Raw genomic sequence first — 17,788 nt, forward strand, 5'->3', positions numbered from 1 at the left:
AATATCAAAAACGCAAAAACCACCCCTTGCTAAAAGCAGGGGGTTTTAACTTAGAATATCTCAACAGATACTAACGAAAGGCTTTGTTCTTTAAAGTCTGCAAGGACATTTCCCGCCCTAAAAAGACTTAACCCTTTGATAAAGATGTTGTTCGCAGCGTTAATATCTCTGTGTTCTTTATACCCACAATCAGGACACAAATATTGCCTGTGATTCAATTTGAGCTTATGGTTGATGCTCCCACAATGTAGCAAGTTTTGCTGGTGTATTGTGGGGGAACTTTCACTAACAATTTGCCATTATGCTGTTGTTTGTAGTTTAGCAAGCTTGTAGATAGGTAATTCTTTTCCAAATATAAAAACGCTTTTCTGGATCTCTCTAAAGCGCTTTACAATCAACACAATACCCTTATTTATTGTGTGAGCTATAGCCCTTTTTTGGAATTGAGTTATTTTGACTTTAAATTTTTATTAGTGTTACAATTTGAGCCATTCTTTAGCCTGTTTTTCTAGCCAGATCACATCGCCGCTCGCATGAAATTCCACTTTAGGGAATGCGCATGCGTTTTTCTTAAGGGCGTATTTTTGCTGCAAATATCCCACAATAGCATCGCCAGAATGGATGAGTAAGGGGGGCGTTGAAAGGGCAAAATGTTCCATAAAATAGCTCTCAATTTGGTGAGCGATCAAGGGAAAATGCGTACAACCTAAAATGATCACTTCAGGTAAAATCTTTAAGGGAGTGAAATAATAACGCATGCAAGTTTCTAACAATTCGCCCTCTAAAATACTTTCTTCAATCAAAGGCACAAAAAGAGAAGTGGCTAAATGCGAAACATTCAAATAGCCTTGTTGTTTTAGGGCGTTGTCATAAGCGTTGGATTGAATCGTCGCTTTTGTCCCTAGCACTAAAATAGGGGCGTTTTTATCTTTTACTTGTTGTTTGATCGCTAAAATGCTTGGCTCAATCACGCCCACAATAGGGATTTTGGAATGCTTTTGCATCTCTTCTAAAGCTAGAGCGCTCGCTGTGTTGCATGCCACAATCAATAATTCAATCTTGTGCGGTTTGAAAAAATCCAAAGCCTCTAAGCCAAATTGCTTGATCGTGGTGGGGTCTTTAGTGCCATAAGGCACTCTAGCGCTATCGCCATAATAGACGATTTCATCAAACAATTGCGCTTTTAAAAGGCTTTTTAAAACGCTAAACCCTCCCACACCGCTATCAAAAACGCCTATTTTCATGACACTTTTTTAATTTAATGGGATTAATTAGGGATTTTATTTTTCATTCATTAAATTTAAAAATTCTTCATTGTCCTTAGTTTGTTGCATTTTAGAATACACAAAGCTTAAGGCTTCTATGTCATCCATTTGTTGCATCACATTCCTTAAAACCCACACTTTAGTCAAGCGGTCTTTGCCAAGCAAGATATTGTCTTTTCGTGTGCCGGATTTTAAAATATCAAAGGCCGGGTAAATGCGCCTGTCCGCAATATTCCTCGCTAAAACAATTTCGCTATTCCCGGTGCCTTTAAATTCTTCAAAAATCACCTCATCCATTCTAGATCCCGTTTCAATCAATGCAGTAGCGATAATCGTCAAGCTCCCGCCTTCTTCAATATTCCTTGCCGCTCCAAAAAAGCGCTTGGGCCTGTGCAAGGCGTTCGCATCCACGCCCCCACTTAAAACCTTACCGCTTGAAGGCGTTACAGCGTTATACGCTCTGGCTAAACGGGTGATAGAATCCAATAAAACCACCACATCTTTTCCCATTTCCACTCGCCTTTTAGCCCTTTCTAGGACTAACTCAGCGATTCTTATATGGTTGTTTGCGGGCAAATCAAAAGTGGAGCTAAAAACTTGACCTTTAACGCTTCGTTGCATATCCGTAACTTCTTCGGGGCGCTCATCCACCAAAAGGATAATCAATTCCACTTCAGGGTGGTTAGAGGTGATGCCTTGGGCGAGTTCTTTCATGAGCTCCGTTTTCCCAGTTCTTGGTGGCGCGACGATCAAAGCCCTTTGACCTTTCCCCACAGGGCTGAATAAATCTAGCATTCTGCCGGTAACTTTAGTGGGTTCGTATTCTAATTTGATTTGTTCATCCGGGAATAGGGGGGTTAGATTGTCAAACAAAGGGCGGTTTTTGATCTCATCTGAAGGCAAATAATTGATGGCTTCTATTTTTAAAAGGGCGTAGTATTTTTCCTGGTCTTTGGGGGATCGCACTTGACCGGTAACAATATCGCCATTCCTTAAAGCAAAACGCCTGATTTGAGAAGGGCTGACATAAGTGTCGTTATGCCCGTCTGAAAAACTCCCATCAAACCCCCTTAAAAAGCCATAGCCATCAGGCATGATTTCTAAAATCCCGGTAAAAAGAATGTATCCGCCTTGCGTAACTTGGGTTTTTAAAATTTCAAACATCAAGTCTTGTCGTTTGAATTCTTGGGGGTTTTCCACTTTGAGCTTGTTGGCGATTTCTAAAAGCTTTTCAGTAGGGTAGGTGCGTAAATCTTCAATGTGATAACCGCTCACTGGCGTGTGCGTTTTGACTTTGTGCGAACTTTTGTGCGTAGGCGCGTTTTCGTTCATTAAATTTCCTTTTAACAAAAAGAGATTTCTAGTTTGTTGAAATTAAGATAAAAATACAAAAAGCTAAAGCATTCTTAAAAAATTAGTGTAACCAAAAGATGCTAATAAGTGGTGCATGCCACAAGTGTTGAATTTCGTAATGCTTCGCTATACTATCATAATTTTTTTAACAAAGTCAAATTTTATTTTAACTTTAGAGTGGTTTTAATTTATTGTTACTTGCGCTATAATTTTAAGTTTAAATTTAAAAATAAAGGATACTTGATGAAAAAAGGCATTCACCCCGAATATATCCCATGCAAGGTTACTTGCGTAACGAGCGGGAAAGAAATTGAAGTTTTAAGCACCAAACCTGAAATGCGTATTGATATTTCTAGCTTTTGCCACCCTTTTTATACTGGTAGCGATAAAATCGCTGACACTGCAGGGAGAGTAGAGAAATTCAAGCAACGCTACAACTTGAAGTAACTCTTTTAAAAAGCGTGGCTTTTTGTGCTGTATTTTTTGCCCACTCCTATAGGTAATCTCGCTGACATTACGCTACGCGCCTTAGAAGTTTTAGAGCGTTGCGAGGTTTTTTTATGCGAGGATACAAGGGTGAGTAAGAGGTTGTTGCACTTGCTCGCACAAAACCCTGTTATTAGCCATTCTTTCCCCAATATCGCTACTAAAAAAAGGGAGTTTATCGCATTCCATTCGCACAATGATCAGGAATTTTTAAACCGAATAGAGCTTTCTTTTTTTGACAAAGAAATCGCTGTGATGAGCGATGCGGGCATGCCAAATTTGAGCGATCCAGGCATGAGTTTAGCCGCTCACGCTTTAAAACATAACATTCCCTACGATGTTTTGCCCGGGGCTAACGCGCTCACTACGGCGTTTTGCGCGAGCGGGTTTTTAGAAGGGCGGTTTTTTTACGCCGGCTTTTTACCTCATAAGAGTAAGGAAAGGCGCTTAAAAATCGCTAAAATTTTAAACGCTTTAGCGTATTTAGAAGAAAAAACCCCGGTGGTTTTTTATGAAAGCCCGCACCGATTGCTAGAGACTTTAAAGGATTTAAACGATCTGGCTAAAGGCATGCATTTGTTTGCGGCTAAAGAGCTTACCAAACTCCACCAGCAATATTATTTAGGAGAGGTTTCTCAAATCATAGAGCGGTTGCGACAAAATAATATCCAAGGGGAGTGGGTTTTAGTGCTTTTGAATGAGAAAAAAATAGAGCCTTGCATGGGGCTATCGGCGTTATTGGAGTTGGATTTACCTCCTAAAATTAAGGCTAAAATTGAAGCCGCTATGACACAAAAAAACGCTAAAGAGCTTTATTTCCAGCGTTTGTTAGAAGAAAAAAATCAATAAAAGGGGTTTAGCATGCAAGCAGTAATTTATGGCAAGCAGGTGATTATGCACATTCTAAACTCTCATCAAGAAAAATTGCAAGAAATCTATCTTTCTAAAGAAATAGACAAAAAGTTTTTTTTCGCGCTCAAAAAAGCATGCCCTAATATCATCAAAGTGGATAATAAAAAAGCGCAAAGCTTGGCTAAGGGGGGGAACCATCAAGGGGTTTTAGCTAAGGTGGAATTGCCTTTAGCGCTTCCTTTAAAAGATGTTAAAAAAGCACAAAAACTTTTGGTGCTTTGCGCCATTACGGATGTGGGGAATATTGGGGGTATTTTTAGGAGTGCGTATTGCTTAGGAATGGATGGCGTTATTTTAGATTTTGCTAAAGAATTGGCTTATGAGGGGATTGTGCGATCCAGCTTGGGGCTTATGTATGATTTGCCTTTTAGCGTTGCGCCTAACACGCTAGATTTAATCAATGAATTGAAAACGAGCGGGTTTTTATGTTTGGGCGCGAGCATGCAAGGCTCTAGTCAAGTAGAAAATCTATCCTTAAAAAAATGCGCTCTTTTTTTGGGGAGCGAGCATGAGGGGTTGTCTAAAAAAATCCTTGCTAAAATGGACGCTATATTGAGCGTAAAAATGCGAAGAGATTTTGATTCGCTCAATGTGAGCGTGGCAGCAGGGATCTTAATGGATAAAATCAACTAGGTGGTCAATTGAATGGAACAGCATAAAAAAAGTTTAGAAAATTTAGATCTTTCTGATGTTCAAAACATTTCTAAAGATATTTCTGGTGCGGAATTAGAAGAATTATCGCTTAAAAATTTAGATAAAAATTTGCAGATTTTAAAAGAAGTTGGAGTAACAGAAATTTGCAAGGCGACTAAAATCGCTTCTAAAAATATCCATTCTATCTTGGAAAAACGCTATGAGTCTTTATCAAGGGTGCATGCTAGGGGTTTTATACAGATTTTAGAGCGTGAGTATAAAATTGATTTGAGCGCATGGATGAAAGAATTTGATAAGGCGTGCACTTTTAAAGAGGGTGTGAGCGAAGAGCAAAATCAAGAAACAGACCCTGAAGAAAAAACAAAAAACCCTTTGAAAGTTGAGATAGATTACAGCATCAATCAGGCTAATACTTCATTATCCAAAAAAACTTCCAAATGGAAACCCTTTATTATCGTTTTAGGGGTGATTGTCATTATTTTGGCGGTCGTTATCATTCAAAACAGCTCTTCTTTAAAAGAAGAAAGAGAGCGAGAAAGCACTATTAAATCCGGCACTAAAAAGAGTTCTTTCGATGACGCTAATCTTGCAGAAGAAAACAAGCCAGAGCCAACGCCTAAACTAGAAGAAAAACCAAAAGAACAAGACAAGCAAGAAAAAGAAGCGATCAAAGAATATCCTAATACCATTTATATTATCCCTAAACGAGATATTTGGGTGGAAGTGATTGATTTAGATGAGAAAAAAAACTCCTTTCAAAAGGTTTTTAAAAAGAGTTATTCTTTAGAAACCAAAAACCACCGCTTGTTGTTGCGTTTTGGGCATGGGCATCTTAGTCTTAAAAATAACCATCAAGAACAAAATTATAACGACAGCAAAACTAGGCGGTTTTTATACGAGCCAAATAAAGGCTTAACGCTCATCAACGAGGCCCAATACAAAGAACTCCAGCAATGAAAAATCTTTTTTTAGCTTTTATTGTTGGGGGAACGCTATTAAACGCTGACGCTTTAAACGATAGGATTGAGAATTTAATGGGGGAGCGAGCTTATCATACGAACAAGCTTTTTTTAGAGCGTTTGTTTAAAAATCGTAAAGCTTTCTATGTAATGGGGCGTTTGGATTCCTTGAAACTGCTCAACACTCTCAAAGAAAACGGGCTTTTGTCTTTTAATTTTGACAAGCCAAGCATGTTAAAAATCACTTTCAAGGCTTCAAGCAATCCCCTAGCGTTTGCCAAAAGCATCAATAATTCTTTGAGCATGATGGGGTATTCGTATGTTTTGCCCATTAAAATGCAAAGCTCTTTGGGCGAGAATGTTTTTTCATACGAGCTTAAAACGGAATATGTTTTAGACCCTAACATTTTAATAGAAACGATGAAAAGGCATGGTTTTGATTTTACAGATATTAGACGGGTGTCTTTAAAAGAGTGGGAATACGACTTTGTCTTACAAAAAATCAAGCTCCCTAATGCGAGAGTCTTAGTTTTGAGTAGCGATCCTGTGGAATTTAAGGAAGCGAGTGGGAAGTATTGGCTGAGCGTGAATCAGAATGCGTATTTAAAAATAAGCTCTAATAACCCTTTATGGCAACCCAAAATCATTTTTTATGATGAAAACTTAAAGATTATTCAAATCATTGCCAAAGAAAACAAACAACAAGAAATCGCTCTTAATTTGCTTGATGGCGTGCGTTTTATCCATATCACTGATGCAAAAAACCCTATCATTTTAAAAAATGGGATTAGCGTGGTTTTTGATGCGATGCCTTAAGTAGGGGGTAACCCTATTGATTGGAATAAAACAGCTTGCTAATAAGCTCCGCTTCCGCTTCCATAAGAAGGATAGCCCACCAATTAATAAACCATGCAAAAAATAAATGCACTAGTATATGTGTAAAGCGCCAAGCAACAATGAAATGCCGCTAACAATAGAAATTCCAAGGCGAGTTTAAAGATTTTATCTTTTTTGCCAAACGCCATTGTAATGACAAGAAGTGAGAAAAATACACGCTTGAAGATGCAAAATGCCTGCCCCCTATTCCTTAAAGACCAGTTCCTAGAAAAGCGGCTTTTGATTTTTTCATATATAACCATGGGATTTCTTTCTTTTTTAAAATACCATTAGACCTAACTTTTGTATTGTAAAATAAGAATGCTTTCATTCAATATGTTGAGCATGATGATTGTCTTTTTGTATTCAAACAAAAGGAGAGAGATAGCAGATTGGTAACACAATGATGTTTTTTTATATTATTATACAAGCTATGTAAAATATTCGCTTTTTTCTAAAATGATAGCAAGTAGTGAAAAATTTGGCTTTGTTTTTATTGGGCGTTGGTTATAAAAAAAATATTGCATTTTTTAAGACTGGATAGTAGAGAGCTTATTCAAGCGGTATTTTTTAAAGCGTTCTTTAGGGGGAGATTTTAGTTGTAGGGGGGAATTATTTCAAAATACCCCTTATTTCCTTAAGAGAATGGGTTTAAAATAAAGTTTAAACACACAATTTTAAAAGTTAAAGAACCAATTATCAATACTTCATTAACGCAAAGTTTTTTATAGATCTAATTCATGCTCTCCACAAACGAACCAAGCGACATTAATTTTTGATAGCGGTTGTCAAGGAAATGAGGGTCTTGTTGGATAGTCCTTAGAGCGTCTAAAAAATACTCTTTGATCGTGTTGGCGGCTGAAAATTTGTCTCTATGAGCCCCTTTGCTAGGCTCTAAGATAATATCATCAATAAGCCCCGCCTCCTTTAAATCTCTAGGCGTGATTTTCATCGCTTTAATGGCCACTTCAGTCTTGCTAGGGTCATCCCAAAGAATCGCCGCGCAACCTTCTGGGGATATAACGCTAAAAATGGAATATTCCATCATAGCCAATTTGTCAGCCACTGCAATCGCTAACGCGCCACCACTGCCCCCTTCACCGATAATTACAGAAATAGTAGGGACTTTTAAGGAAGCGAACTCTTGGAGGTTTTTAGCGATCGCTTCACTCTGGCCTCTTTCCTCTGCACCAATCCCCGGATACGCCCCGGCTGTATCTACAAGCATTAAGATGGGCAAATTAAACTTTTCAGCAAATTTTGCCATTTTCAAAGCCTTACGATAGCCACAAGGGTTAGGCATGCCAAAATTCCTTAAGAGCTTGTTTTTAGTCCCTCTGCCTTTTTCTTCTCCGATCACCACAACTGGGACATTATCAATTTTCCCTATAAAACACACGATCGCTTTATCATCGTTATAGTGCCTATCCCCAAAGACTTCATACTTATCTTTTAAGATCAAATCAATGTAATCCATAGCGTAGGGTCTGTCAGGGTGTCTTGCTAATTGGAGTTTTTGAAAATCAGTGAGATTGGAGTAAATGCTTTTAACTTCCTTGTCCAATCTTTTTTCTAAGATTTCTTTAGCGTCCTCATCGCCTCTAATAAGGGCTAATTCAATTTCATTTTGAATCTCTTTAATATGATTTTCAAAATCTAAATAAACGGCCATTCAAAATCCTAACTTTGTAAAACTAGGCTTTTTTGAAAATCACAACACCATTAGTGCCACCAAAACCAAATGAGTTACTCATCACCGCATCCACTTGCTTTTCTCTGGCCGCATTAGGGATATAATCCAGATCGCATTCTGGGTCAGGCGTTTCTTGATTGATGGTAGGAGGTAAGATCCCTTGATTCATGGCCATGATAGAAATAACGGCTTCTAACGCACCCGCAGCACCCAAACAATGCCCAATCTGCCCCTTAGTGGAGCTAACGGGAGGGACTTTTTCTTTAGAGCCAAACACATTTTTTAGAGCGATGCTTTCATACCAATCGTTATAATGCGTGCTGGTCCCATGAGCGTTCACATAGCCTACTTCCACTTTCGCCATTTCTAAAGCCATTTTCATGGCTCTAAAAGCCCCTTCACCCTCAGGAGCTGGGGCTGTGATATGGTTAGCATCGCCGCTCTCACCATATCCGGCAAATTCTGCATAAATTTTTGCCCCTCTTTTTTTCGCACTCTCGTATTCTTCAAGCACCAAAGCCCCAGCACCTTCGCCCATCACAAAGCCATTGCGATCCTTATCAAAAGGTCTTGAAGCTTTTTTAGGATCATCATTCCTTGTAGAAAGGGCTTTAATGCTCGCAAACCCCCCAATCCCTACAGGACAAATGGTGGATTCCGCTCCCACGACTAGCATTTTATCAGCCCCATTAAGCAAAATGGTTTTAACGGCTTCAATAATGGCATGAGTGCCTGCTGCACAAGCCGTTACGCTAGAGAGGTTAGGCCCTTTAATGCCAAACTCAATGGAAGTGAAACCACCAATCATATTCACTAACGCAGAAGTGATAAAAAAGGGATTGACTTTTCTAGGGCCTTTTTCAAAACAAAAAATGGAATTCGCTTCAATATTGCCTAACCCGCCAATCCCAGAGCCAGAGCTTACGCCCATGCGATTTGCCAATTCTTCAGGGCATTTATTGTGAGCGTCTAAAATCCCACTATCTTTCATCGCCTCTTTTGTGGCTTTCAAGGCCAATTGAATGAAACGACCCGCCTTTTTAACATCTTTGGGATTCATCACCTCTGTAGGGTCAAAGTCAATGATTTCTCCAGCAATACGCACAGGAAACGCACTCGCATCAAAACTTTCTATGTTTTTGATACCGCATTTCCCTTTAACGATCGCTAAAAAAGAATCTTCTTTATTTAAACCTAGCGAATTGATCATTCCCATTCCAGTTACTACAATCCGACGCACCAATAGCTCCTCATTTCAAAACTTTAATTCAGTGAAACCGCCCCTTTCTAAAAAAGGAGCTTCCTAACTAAAGCATTCCATTGAATGCTAACACGAAAGGCTTTGTTCTTTATAGTCTGCATGGATGTTTCCTACCCCAAAAAGACTATTTTAACCTCTTTTAGCTTGAATATAGCCTAACGGCTACGCACTCACATCTTGCACCCTAAAGGACAGAGTTTTTTCGTGCTGTTGGGATAAAACTTAGCTAAAGCCAAATTTTTAGGTAAAACCTGGAGACAAACGCTCCAAATTAAAAAGATTAAGCTAGTTTATTATCCTCAATATACTTCACCACATCGCCCACATTGACGATTTTTTCCGCTTGCTCATCAGGAATTTCAATGCCAAACTTTTCTTCTAACGCCATGATTAATTCCACGACATCTAAAGAGTCCGCACCCAAATCCTTCACAAATTCCGCCTCTGGCGTAACTTGCGCCGCATCCACATTCAACTGCTCAGCAATAACTGCCTGAATATCTTCAAATAAAGCCATAATTAAAACTCCCTTGTTTTTGTAAAAATTAAATCAACCATCATTGGAGCGTTTATTTTTGCTCCAAAACATCTAAAATCCTATACAACAAATAAATTACAATGAGAAACAATATTAAGTAAATAATCCCCATTTGATAATAACCTCTTTGTTTTAGAATAACCTCATAATGTTAGCATGATTTTTGCTACTTACAAACTTTTATCGCTAAAAGAACCCTTTGTTTAGGACTACATATAAAGCCCGCCATTGACTTTGAGAGTCTCTCCAGTGATGTAACTAGAGTGATCACTCAAAAGAAACGCTACCGCTTCTGCCACTTCTTTAGCAGACCCTAGCCTGTTTAAGGGAATATTTTTAACATAATCCGCTTTGAGTTCATCTTTCAAATTGGCGTTCATGTCGGTTTCTATAAAACCGGGCGTTACAGAGTTGAAACGAATATTCCTTAAAGCTCCCTCATAAGCAAAGGACTTGCTCATCGCAATCATCCCCCCCTTACTCGCTGAGTAGTTTGTCTGCCCCATATTGCCTCTTTCACCAATGATAGACGCGATATTGACTACGCTCCCAAAACGGCTTTTGCTCATGATTTTTAGGGCTTCTCTGCAACCTATAAACGCTGAAGTGAGGTTATTGTCTATGACATGGTGAAAATCTTCTGTTTTCATTTTGATCGCTAATTTATCGCGCACCACACCAGCGTTATTTACCAAGTAAGACAAACCCCCATCGCTTTGGACAATGGTTTGTATCGCTTCAATAAAACCGCTTTCAGAAGCCGCATCAAATTTAATGACAGCTGCCTTATAGCCTTTTTCTTCAAGCTCATTTTTCAAAGCGTCAGCCACTTCAGCATTACTGCGGTAATTGATCCAAACTTTCAGCCCCATAGAAGCGAGAGTTCTAGCAATTTCAGCCCCAATGCCTTTAGAAGCCCCAGTAATGAGAACATTTTTCCCTGTGAATCGCATGATTATCCTTAATTTTTAAATTTTTCTCAAAGCTTATTATAGTCTTGACTCATAACGCCTTAACATATAAAGACGCTTTAAAATCTTCTTTTTAGCACTGATTTTTTGTTTTTTGCGTTTTTCAGTCTTAGACTCAAAGAATCTCCTTGCACGGCATTCTGTTACCACCAAATTGCGATCGGTTTGCTTTTTGAATCTCCTATAAGCTTCATCAAACGCATCGCCTTCTCTAACCTTAATCCCTGGCATACTGCTATCACCTCTTTTCCATAGCTTAAAATCATTGCTCAAACAATGGCTACAAATGAAATAGCATTATATAAGACGAATTAACTGGTTGTCAAGAATTTTTATTTTTTTCTAGCAATTTTGTTAATAAGGTTATAAGGATCAAAGGCAACCGTCATATACACTTGGTAAGATTCTGACCAAGGCAAGCTCCTATCAAAGCCCCCACGCATCGCATTAAGCACGAAGTTGATGCGAACCGATGCGAAGTCGTTTTTCCAATTGTAATACAAATCAAAACGATTATACATATTGGCTTGAAAGAATGGCACGCCACGATAAATAGGCGTGGGGCAATACGAAGGCGTGCAATACATTTCAATATACTGGTATTGGTTATAAAAAGGCATTTCTGGGGTCTTGGCGAAGAAAAATAAATTGTGTATGCCAAAGCCTTTGTATTGGATCTCCACATCCAATTGTCCCCCAACGCTATTCATAAAAGGCACATTGTTGTGAATTTGCCTTAATCGGCTTGATTCAGAAACCATACCAAAACTGGCGTTGAGTTTTTCCATAAAGGGGGCGATGTCTAAAAGGCTTGTCCCTATGTAAGCGTTAAAGTAGAGGCGATCCATAAGATAAATATTATTATTGTCAATCGCTTTTTTTTCATTAAACTGCATGCCATCAGCCCCATTCAAAAGGTATTTGTCTTCGTTATGGAACAAGACAAAATACCCTCCAATACCCAATAAATCCTTAAAGAAATTATAAGCAACAGAGCCGTTCATTTGAAACCTGTCCATTGCGTTCCCATAAGGGTTTCTCCCGAATTTGCAAGTGTTGTAACAATTGCCTCCAAACCAATCTAGCATGAACTCCGCATGCCCATAATAGGGTTTTGAAGGCGAATAATGGTTTTGAAATTGCAATAAAAACCCTCTAGCGTTTGGATCTATAAACCAATAATAAGGGGCAAAAATATTCAAACCATACCTTCCTAAGAGATTTTTCCTAGGAAAAATCCCTCCATAAAAAGTAAAACGCTTCCCCCTAGCCTTATAATACATAGTAGGCCCCCAGCGGTAGGGAAAATTAGTGCTGTAGTTATGGAAGTTTTGAAAAAAATACGCCCCCACAGTAAGGCTTTGCTCCACACCTTTTGTATAAAATTGGATCCCAAAATTTGGAGTCAAACGGGTTTTAAGATTGGTGTTAGTATTGACCCAATAAGGCGTTGAGCCTTCATGGTCCATGATAAACATATTGAAACCCAGATTGTATTTAAAAATGTTCCAATCAAAAGCGTAAGAATTAACCGCTAACAAACAGACCAGAAAAGAATGTTTTAAAAAGGTGTTTATTGCCACTTGTTGCCCCTATGCCATCATTATTTTTGATAAAAAAGCTTATCTTGTAACAAATGGGTATTCTAGCACATCTAAAAATATTTTTCTTTAGATTTAATATAAAATGGCGTATATTTCATGTTAGAATAGCCGTTATGATATTACTACACACTAACTAAAAAAGGAAATTTTAATGGAATTAGAAAATAAAAATATAAAGCCCGGTCGTAAGCGTGTCGCTGTAGATGAGTTGAAACGCAATTTTTCAGTGACTTTTTATCTCTCTAAAGACGAGCATGATGTTTTAAGACGATTGGCTGATGAAGAAGTAGAAAGCGTTAATTCTTTTGTCAAACGCCACATTTTAAAAACAATCATTTACAAAAAAGGCGTTAACCAAGATTCTTCTATCAATTATGATTCTTCTAGTAGGCTTTAAGCCTACTTTAAGGCGTTCGCTCTTTAAGAGCAACACCCACTAGAGCATTTAGTTTTAATCCCTACTGATGAGCGATCCATCAAACAAAACCCTTTCCCCTCTAAATAGCGTTTCGCATCAAACCCGGCCACAAACAAGCCTCCAGCAAATAACGCCAAGTCTTTAACCACTAACCTTCCAGCCCCAGAAAGCCATGGGAAATGCTGATTGACAAACACTTCTGGCGTTGTGAATAAAAAAGATAGGGTTGTGATCGTCATTCCAGCGACAAGCAAGCCCCCAATCACGCCCATTAAAGGCATCCAAAGCCCTAAAAGCACCAAAATACCTAAGATCATAATTGTGATCCCTAAACCTTCAGCCACTAAATAAGTGCGGTTTTCTTTATGCCATTCTTTGTTTTCAACGATTTTAGGGTCATCTTGCATTTCTTCTTGCATGGACTGGGATTCAGACATTTTGTGCTGTTTGTATGCGGGTTTTTCAAATTGATACATGAAAGAAAAGAAAGGGGAGTTAGCCACAAAAGGAGCGATCCCTTCGGCTTCATACGGCACAAACTTAAGCCCTCCAATCCAAATAAAAATGATAAAAATAGCTATATGCATCAAATAGCCGCCTAGATTCTGGAGTTTTGTAATCACTTCAAGCAATGATTTTAACGCTTGCATGGTTTTATTCCTTTAGGATATTTTTTATATTGCTAAAAACAACTCGCAAATGATAGCGCATTATGTTTAATTGCGACAAAATCATTACTATTACAAGAAATAACGATCAAAAACACTCATGCCCAAAACACTCATGCCAATATAACGCACCGTGCCTTTATAAAAAATTTCATCATTTTTTAAAGAAAGTTCTAAAGATTCGTTGCTTTTAGGGATGAGAGCGGCTTTTTTAGGCGTGTTATAAAAAATGCGCGCGGCGATAAAAACCGCCGCCATGCCCGTCCCGCAAGCTAGCGTGAAATCTTCAACCCCTCTTTCATAAGTTTGTAAAAAAATCGTCTCTTTATTTTCTATAAAAGCGATGTTAATATTAGCGTTAAACACATGCCTTAAAGCCCTTAATTCCAGCGTGTTAAGGGAATTTAACCACTCTTTATTTTTCACAAATCCCACTAAATGCGGCACTCCTGTATCTATGAGATAGAAAGTGGGGATATTTTCTAAAACGCTGTTATTGGTGAAAAATTTTTCGCATCTTAAAGCAGGGATCACATCTAGGATTTTGTAGTTACCAAGATTGCTCTCTATGATATTGGGTTCTTCTATGCAAATAGAAATCTCTCTTTTTCCGGCTAAAAAAACATGGTTTTTAGAGGCTATGGCATGTTGGTAGGCAAATAACCCCACGCAACGGCTCGCATTCCCGCACATTCCAGCTTTAGAGCCATCTGAATTGTAAAAATCCCATTCGTAGTCATAATCCTTACTCGGTAAGACGACTACAAGCCCATCAGCCCCAAAACCCTCATGCCTATTACACACCTGTTTGGCTAAATTTGAAAAATCTTTTTTTTTGAAACTTTGAACGATTAAAAAATCATTCCCGCTCCCTGAATATTTGTAAAACACCATCTAATTCAAGCCTTTTTGATTTTAATTATAAGTTAAAAGAGATTTTTTATCCTTAAAAGAGCGTTTTTTAGCTAACATTTGATAACTTTTGGTTCAGTTTAATGGGGATAATTTTATGAAAGCTCAGTATTTCTTTTGGATTCTTTTTTTGATTGGTTTTTATTGGATGATCTATTTGTATCAAGATTTTTTAATGGATGCATTGATCGCTGGGCTTTTGTGCGTGGGGTTTTTTCAAGTGAAAGTTTTTTTAGATAAGCGCTTTTTGAATTTGATCAGTTCGTTTTTGTGCGTTTTGGTTTTAGCGAGCGTTTTGATCGTGCCGTTGTATTTTATTGTTTATAAAAGTTCTAATATCATTTTTGAAATCAATTTTGAAAAATTTTCAGCCCTAATTAAATGGCTTAAAGGGACAATCACCGAGAATTTATCGCATTTTCCTACCATTCATGATGGAGCGAGCAAGTTTTTAGAAAATTTTAGCGCCGCTTCAATCACGGGCTATTTGTTGAAAATAAGCAGCTATGTGGGAAAATACAGCTTGAAGCTCATTACAGACGCCTTGTTTATTTTGGGGCTGTTGTTTTTCTTTTTTTACTATGGGGAGAGATTTTATCGTTATTTTTTGGGAGTCTTGCCTCTTGGAATGAATCAAAGCAAAAAGATTTTTGAAGAAGTGGCTGGGATTTTACGCATCGTGCTTTTAACTTCTCTCATCACGGTTATTTTAGAGGGCGTGGCGTTTGGGTTGATGATCGTATGGTTTGGGCATGACGGCTGGTCTTTAGGGATTTTATACGGCCTGGCGTCTTTGGTGCCGGCTGTTGGGGGGGCTTTGATTTGGATCCCTATAGCGATTTATGAGCTTTATCATGGGAATGTGAATGAAGCTATTTTTATCGCTTTGTATTCCATTTTATTGATTAGTGTGCTGATTGATAGCGTGATCAAGCCAATTTTAATCGTCTTCATCAAAAAAAGAATCTTTAAAACCACCCTTAAAATCAATGAAATGCTGATTTTCTTTTCCATGATTGCTGGGATTTCACAATTTGGTTTTTGGGGGATTATTGTAGGGCCTACTATCACGGCGTTTTTTATTGCACTGCTGCGATTGTATGAAAATTACTTTATCCAAAACGATCAAAAAGCATGCGAATGATAAAGCCCTATGGCTCACAACGAAATTTTTAAAAATGATAAGAGTGAGTTATAGAAATAACCATTTTCATTTTTTATAGCGGATCAAAGGGTAGGAGCAGTTTTTGCATAAAAATTCTAACGCTTCGCCCTTTAAAAAATGGGTTTTGATAGCCATAGCTTTTTGGCTCTTTAAAACATCTTTTAGGGGCGTATGGTTTAAATCGCCAAGGCTGATATTAGCTTGCGTGTCCATGCAGCACGGCACGACAACGCCATTAGATAAAATAGCGATTTGTTTGATTAAGCCGTAACAATAGGGGATCTTTGATTTTTGATCTAAAGGATTTTGGGCGTTCAAATTCGGCCATTTAAAGGTTTTTTGGATATTCAAAAAACTTTTTTTAAACAAACGAGCGCGCCCTTGCGTTTTTAAGCCCTCTAAAGAAACAAGTTCAAAGCTTTCTAAAAAAGGCTTGATCAAATTCTGGTGTTTTTCAAGGGTGCTGTCTTGAAGGCGTAAATTCAAAAACACTTCGCTGTTTTTTTTAAATTTGTAGCGGCAAAATTCTAAAATTTTTTGGATGTAGCGGTGCTGGTTGATTTTGTTGCGATTGTCTAGCCCTGCGTCTAAAGAAATAGAGATTTGATAGATTGTATTGTGTAAAAGCGTCTCAAAATCGTGCCAATACACCCCGCTAGTAACCAAATCCACTTTCAAAGAAAAGCGTTTAGCGGTGTTGAGATAGTGGTTTAAATTTTTGAGCTTGCAAGGATCGCCTAAGACATGCAAGGTGATAATTTGGGTTAAGGAGACCACTTCTTTACAAACTTTTTCAAACAATTCTAAAGGCATCACACCTCTGATATTTTTGGGGTTAGGGCAAAAACTGCATTGCAACCCGCAAATATCGCTTAACTCTACATAGACTTTTTTAAAAAGTTTCTTACTAGGTGTCAATTCAAAAAATAGTAACGCTTGTTTGAAAAGACACTAAACATTGAAGCGAAAATGCAACACATCGCCATCTTGAACGATATAATCCTTACCTTCAATGCGTAACGCTCCCTTTTCTTTCGCTCCGGCTTCGCCCTTATAAGCGATAAAATCATCATAACTGATGGTTTCAGCTCTGATAAAGCCTTTTTCAAAATCCTTATGGATCACCCCAGCAGCCACAGGTGCGCTAGAGCCTTTTTTAATCGTCCATGATCGCACTTCCTTGACTCCAGCGGTAAAGTAATTGATCAAGCCTAATTCCTTAAAACTCAAACGAATGGTCTTTTCTAGCCCGCTTTCTTCTACGCCTAAACTTTGCAAAAATTCTTTGACTTCATCTTCACTCATAGAAACCATTTCTTCTTCTAATTTAGCGCACAAGGCAACAAACTCGCTATTTTGGGCTTTCGCATAATTTTTGACTTTTTTAGCATGCTCATTGAGAGCGTTTAAATCTTCTTCGCCCACATTAGCGGCATAGATCATTTTTTTATGGGATAAAAAGCGCAATTCCTTATCCAATTCTAAAAAAGCTTCGCTTGCATTCAAGGGAAAAGTTTTCGCCGGCTTTAATTCTTCTAAATGCGTTTTTAAACTCAAAGCGCATTCTAAAAGATTTTTAGCGTCTTTTGAGCTTTTTAGGGCTTTTTGCAAGCGATCGATCCTTTTGTCTAAAGTGGCAATATCCGCTAAAATCAACTCCAATTCAATGATCTCTATATCATTTAGGGGGTCAATTTTATCGTTCACATGCGTGATATTGTCATCTTCAAAACAGCGCACCACTTGCAAGATCACTTCGCATTCCTTGATATTGGCTAAAAATTGATTGCCTAAACCCTCTCCCTTGCTCGCTCCCTTAATCAATCCGGCAATATCCACAAATTCCACCACGGAATGCAAAATGCGTTCAGGCTTTACGATTTGAGCCAACGCATCAAGCCGCCTATCAGGCACATTCACGATGGCTTTATTGGGTTCAATGGTGCAAAAAGGGTAGTTCGCGCTCTCTGCGTTTTGGGTTTTAGTGAGTGCGTTAAAGGTGCTGGATTTGCCCACATTAGGCAAACCCACAATGCCTACAGACAAGCCCATT

The 17,788-nt window shown here is 38.4% G+C and carries 19 protein-coding genes and 2 pseudogenes; 7 read left to right on the forward strand and 14 right to left on the reverse strand.

The features are described 5' to 3' along the window. Positions 1 to 50: 50 nt before the first annotated feature. The 3 genes and pseudogenes from P6280_RS04405 to rho form a co-directional block, all read right to left on the reverse strand. Positions 51 to 328: pseudogene (locus tag P6280_RS04405) on the reverse strand (zinc ribbon domain-containing protein); the annotation flags it as partial. Between the two features lie 148 nt (positions 329 to 476). Continuing rightward, positions 477 to 1,244: a glutamate racemase gene (gene murI, locus P6280_RS04410; protein WP_283237095.1), complete on the reverse strand. Its 768-nt coding sequence runs from the start codon at positions 1,242 to 1,244 to the stop codon at positions 477 to 479. Positions 1,245 to 1,280: 36 nt separating this feature from the next. Next, complete coding sequence (gene rho, locus P6280_RS04415; protein ID WP_001004709.1) at positions 1,281 to 2,597, reverse strand: transcription termination factor Rho; 1,317 nt, start codon at positions 2,595 to 2,597, stop codon at positions 1,281 to 1,283. A 264-nt stretch (positions 2,598 to 2,861) separates the two neighbouring features. Here rho and rpmE point away from each other — a divergent pair, with 264 nt between their 5' ends. The 5 genes from rpmE to P6280_RS04440 are packed head-to-tail and all read left to right on the forward strand — an operon-like array spanning position 2,862 to position 6,445. Next, positions 2,862 to 3,065 (forward strand): 50S ribosomal protein L31, encoded by a 204-nt coding sequence (rpmE, locus tag P6280_RS04420; RefSeq protein WP_000715278.1) that lies wholly within the window; start codon positions 2,862 to 2,864, stop codon positions 3,063 to 3,065. Between the two features lie 24 nt (positions 3,066 to 3,089). Continuing rightward, positions 3,090 to 3,953 (forward strand): 16S rRNA (cytidine(1402)-2'-O)-methyltransferase, encoded by an 864-nt coding sequence (gene rsmI / locus P6280_RS04425; RefSeq protein ID WP_283237096.1) that lies wholly within the window; start codon positions 3,090 to 3,092, stop codon positions 3,951 to 3,953. 12 nt (positions 3,954 to 3,965) lie between these two features. Next, a complete protein-coding gene (gene rlmB / locus P6280_RS04430) occupies positions 3,966 to 4,649 on the forward strand; it encodes a 23S rRNA (guanosine(2251)-2'-O)-methyltransferase RlmB (RefSeq protein WP_283237097.1) in 684 nt (227 codons plus the stop codon). A gap of 12 nt (positions 4,650 to 4,661) precedes the next feature. Next, positions 4,662 to 5,627, forward strand: coding sequence for a sialidase (locus P6280_RS04435; RefSeq protein WP_283237098.1), 966 nt, complete (start codon positions 4,662 to 4,664; stop codon positions 5,625 to 5,627). Beyond that, complete coding sequence (locus P6280_RS04440; protein WP_000792840.1) at positions 5,624 to 6,445, forward strand: hypothetical protein; 822 nt, start codon at positions 5,624 to 5,626, stop codon at positions 6,443 to 6,445. The genes P6280_RS04435 and P6280_RS04440 overlap by 4 nt, the downstream gene beginning before the upstream one ends. Before the next feature lie 13 nt (positions 6,446 to 6,458). On the opposite strand, the pseudogene P6280_RS04445 reads toward P6280_RS04440, so the two are convergent. The 7 genes and pseudogenes from P6280_RS04445 to P6280_RS04475 all read right to left on the reverse strand — a co-directional run bounded on the left by P6280_RS04445 (position 6,459) and on the right by P6280_RS04475 (position 12,551). Next, positions 6,459 to 6,768 (reverse strand): annotated as a pseudogene (locus P6280_RS04445) (hypothetical protein). 470 nt (positions 6,769 to 7,238) lie between these two features. Continuing rightward, positions 7,239 to 8,177 carry an acetyl-CoA carboxylase carboxyl transferase subunit alpha gene (accA, locus tag P6280_RS04450; protein ID WP_000312023.1) on the reverse strand — a complete coding sequence of 313 codons (939 nt, stop codon included), beginning with the start codon at positions 8,175 to 8,177 and terminating at the stop codon, positions 7,239 to 7,241. Positions 8,178 to 8,199: 22 nt separating this feature from the next. Then, a complete protein-coding gene (locus P6280_RS04455; protein WP_283237099.1) occupies positions 8,200 to 9,438 on the reverse strand; it encodes a beta-ketoacyl-ACP synthase II in 1,239 nt (412 codons plus the stop codon). A gap of 301 nt (positions 9,439 to 9,739) precedes the next feature. Beyond that, positions 9,740 to 9,976: an acyl carrier protein gene (gene acpP, locus P6280_RS04460; protein ID WP_001163091.1), complete on the reverse strand. Its 237-nt coding sequence runs from the start codon at positions 9,974 to 9,976 to the stop codon at positions 9,740 to 9,742. A gap of 230 nt (positions 9,977 to 10,206) precedes the next feature. Beyond that, positions 10,207 to 10,950, reverse strand: a complete 744-nt coding sequence (fabG, locus tag P6280_RS04465; protein ID WP_001212865.1) for a 3-oxoacyl-ACP reductase FabG — start codon at positions 10,948 to 10,950, stop codon at positions 10,207 to 10,209. 36 nt (positions 10,951 to 10,986) lie between these two features. Then, the gene (gene rpsU, locus P6280_RS04470) at positions 10,987 to 11,199 is read right to left on the reverse strand and encodes a 30S ribosomal protein S21 (RefSeq protein ID WP_001117775.1); all 213 of its coding nucleotides are present in this window, start codon (positions 11,197 to 11,199) and stop codon (positions 10,987 to 10,989) included. A gap of 101 nt (positions 11,200 to 11,300) precedes the next feature. After that, a complete protein-coding gene (locus tag P6280_RS04475) occupies positions 11,301 to 12,551 on the reverse strand; it encodes a hypothetical protein (RefSeq protein WP_180621311.1) in 1,251 nt (416 codons plus the stop codon). Between the two features lie 172 nt (positions 12,552 to 12,723). On the opposite strand from P6280_RS04475, the gene P6280_RS04480 reads away from it, so the two are divergent. After that, positions 12,724 to 12,969, forward strand: a complete 246-nt coding sequence (locus tag P6280_RS04480; RefSeq protein ID WP_000418253.1) for a ribbon-helix-helix domain-containing protein — start codon at positions 12,724 to 12,726, stop codon at positions 12,967 to 12,969. Between the two features lie 23 nt (positions 12,970 to 12,992). On the opposite strand, the gene P6280_RS04485 is transcribed toward P6280_RS04480, so the two are convergent. Next, a complete protein-coding gene (locus P6280_RS04485) occupies positions 12,993 to 13,640 on the reverse strand; it encodes a YkgB family protein (protein ID WP_001148313.1) in 648 nt (215 codons plus the stop codon). A gap of 90 nt (positions 13,641 to 13,730) precedes the next feature. Beyond that, positions 13,731 to 14,552 (reverse strand): diaminopimelate epimerase, encoded by an 822-nt coding sequence (dapF, locus tag P6280_RS04490; RefSeq protein WP_283237100.1) that lies wholly within the window; start codon positions 14,550 to 14,552, stop codon positions 13,731 to 13,733. Positions 14,553 to 14,667: 115 nt separating this feature from the next. On the opposite strand from dapF, the gene P6280_RS04495 reads away from it, so the two are divergent. Then, a complete protein-coding gene (locus tag P6280_RS04495) occupies positions 14,668 to 15,714 on the forward strand; it encodes an AI-2E family transporter (protein ID WP_000647359.1) in 1,047 nt (348 codons plus the stop codon). Between the two features lie 66 nt (positions 15,715 to 15,780). Here the strand turns inward: P6280_RS04495 and P6280_RS04500 are convergent, their stop codons facing one another. Then, positions 15,781 to 16,653: a radical SAM/SPASM domain-containing protein gene (locus P6280_RS04500; protein WP_283237101.1), complete on the reverse strand. Its 873-nt coding sequence runs from the start codon at positions 16,651 to 16,653 to the stop codon at positions 15,781 to 15,783. 33 nt (positions 16,654 to 16,686) lie between these two features. Further along, positions 16,687 to 17,787 carry a redox-regulated ATPase YchF gene (ychF, locus tag P6280_RS04505; protein ID WP_000524539.1) on the reverse strand — a complete coding sequence of 367 codons (1,101 nt, stop codon included), beginning with the start codon at positions 17,785 to 17,787 and terminating at the stop codon, positions 16,687 to 16,689. Between the last annotated feature and the right edge of the window lies 1 nt (position 17,788).

Source organism: Helicobacter sp. 219-2 (assembly GCF_030053225.1).
In the GTDB taxonomy this organism is placed as follows: Bacteria; Campylobacterota; Campylobacteria; order Campylobacterales; family Helicobacteraceae; genus Helicobacter; species Helicobacter pylori_C.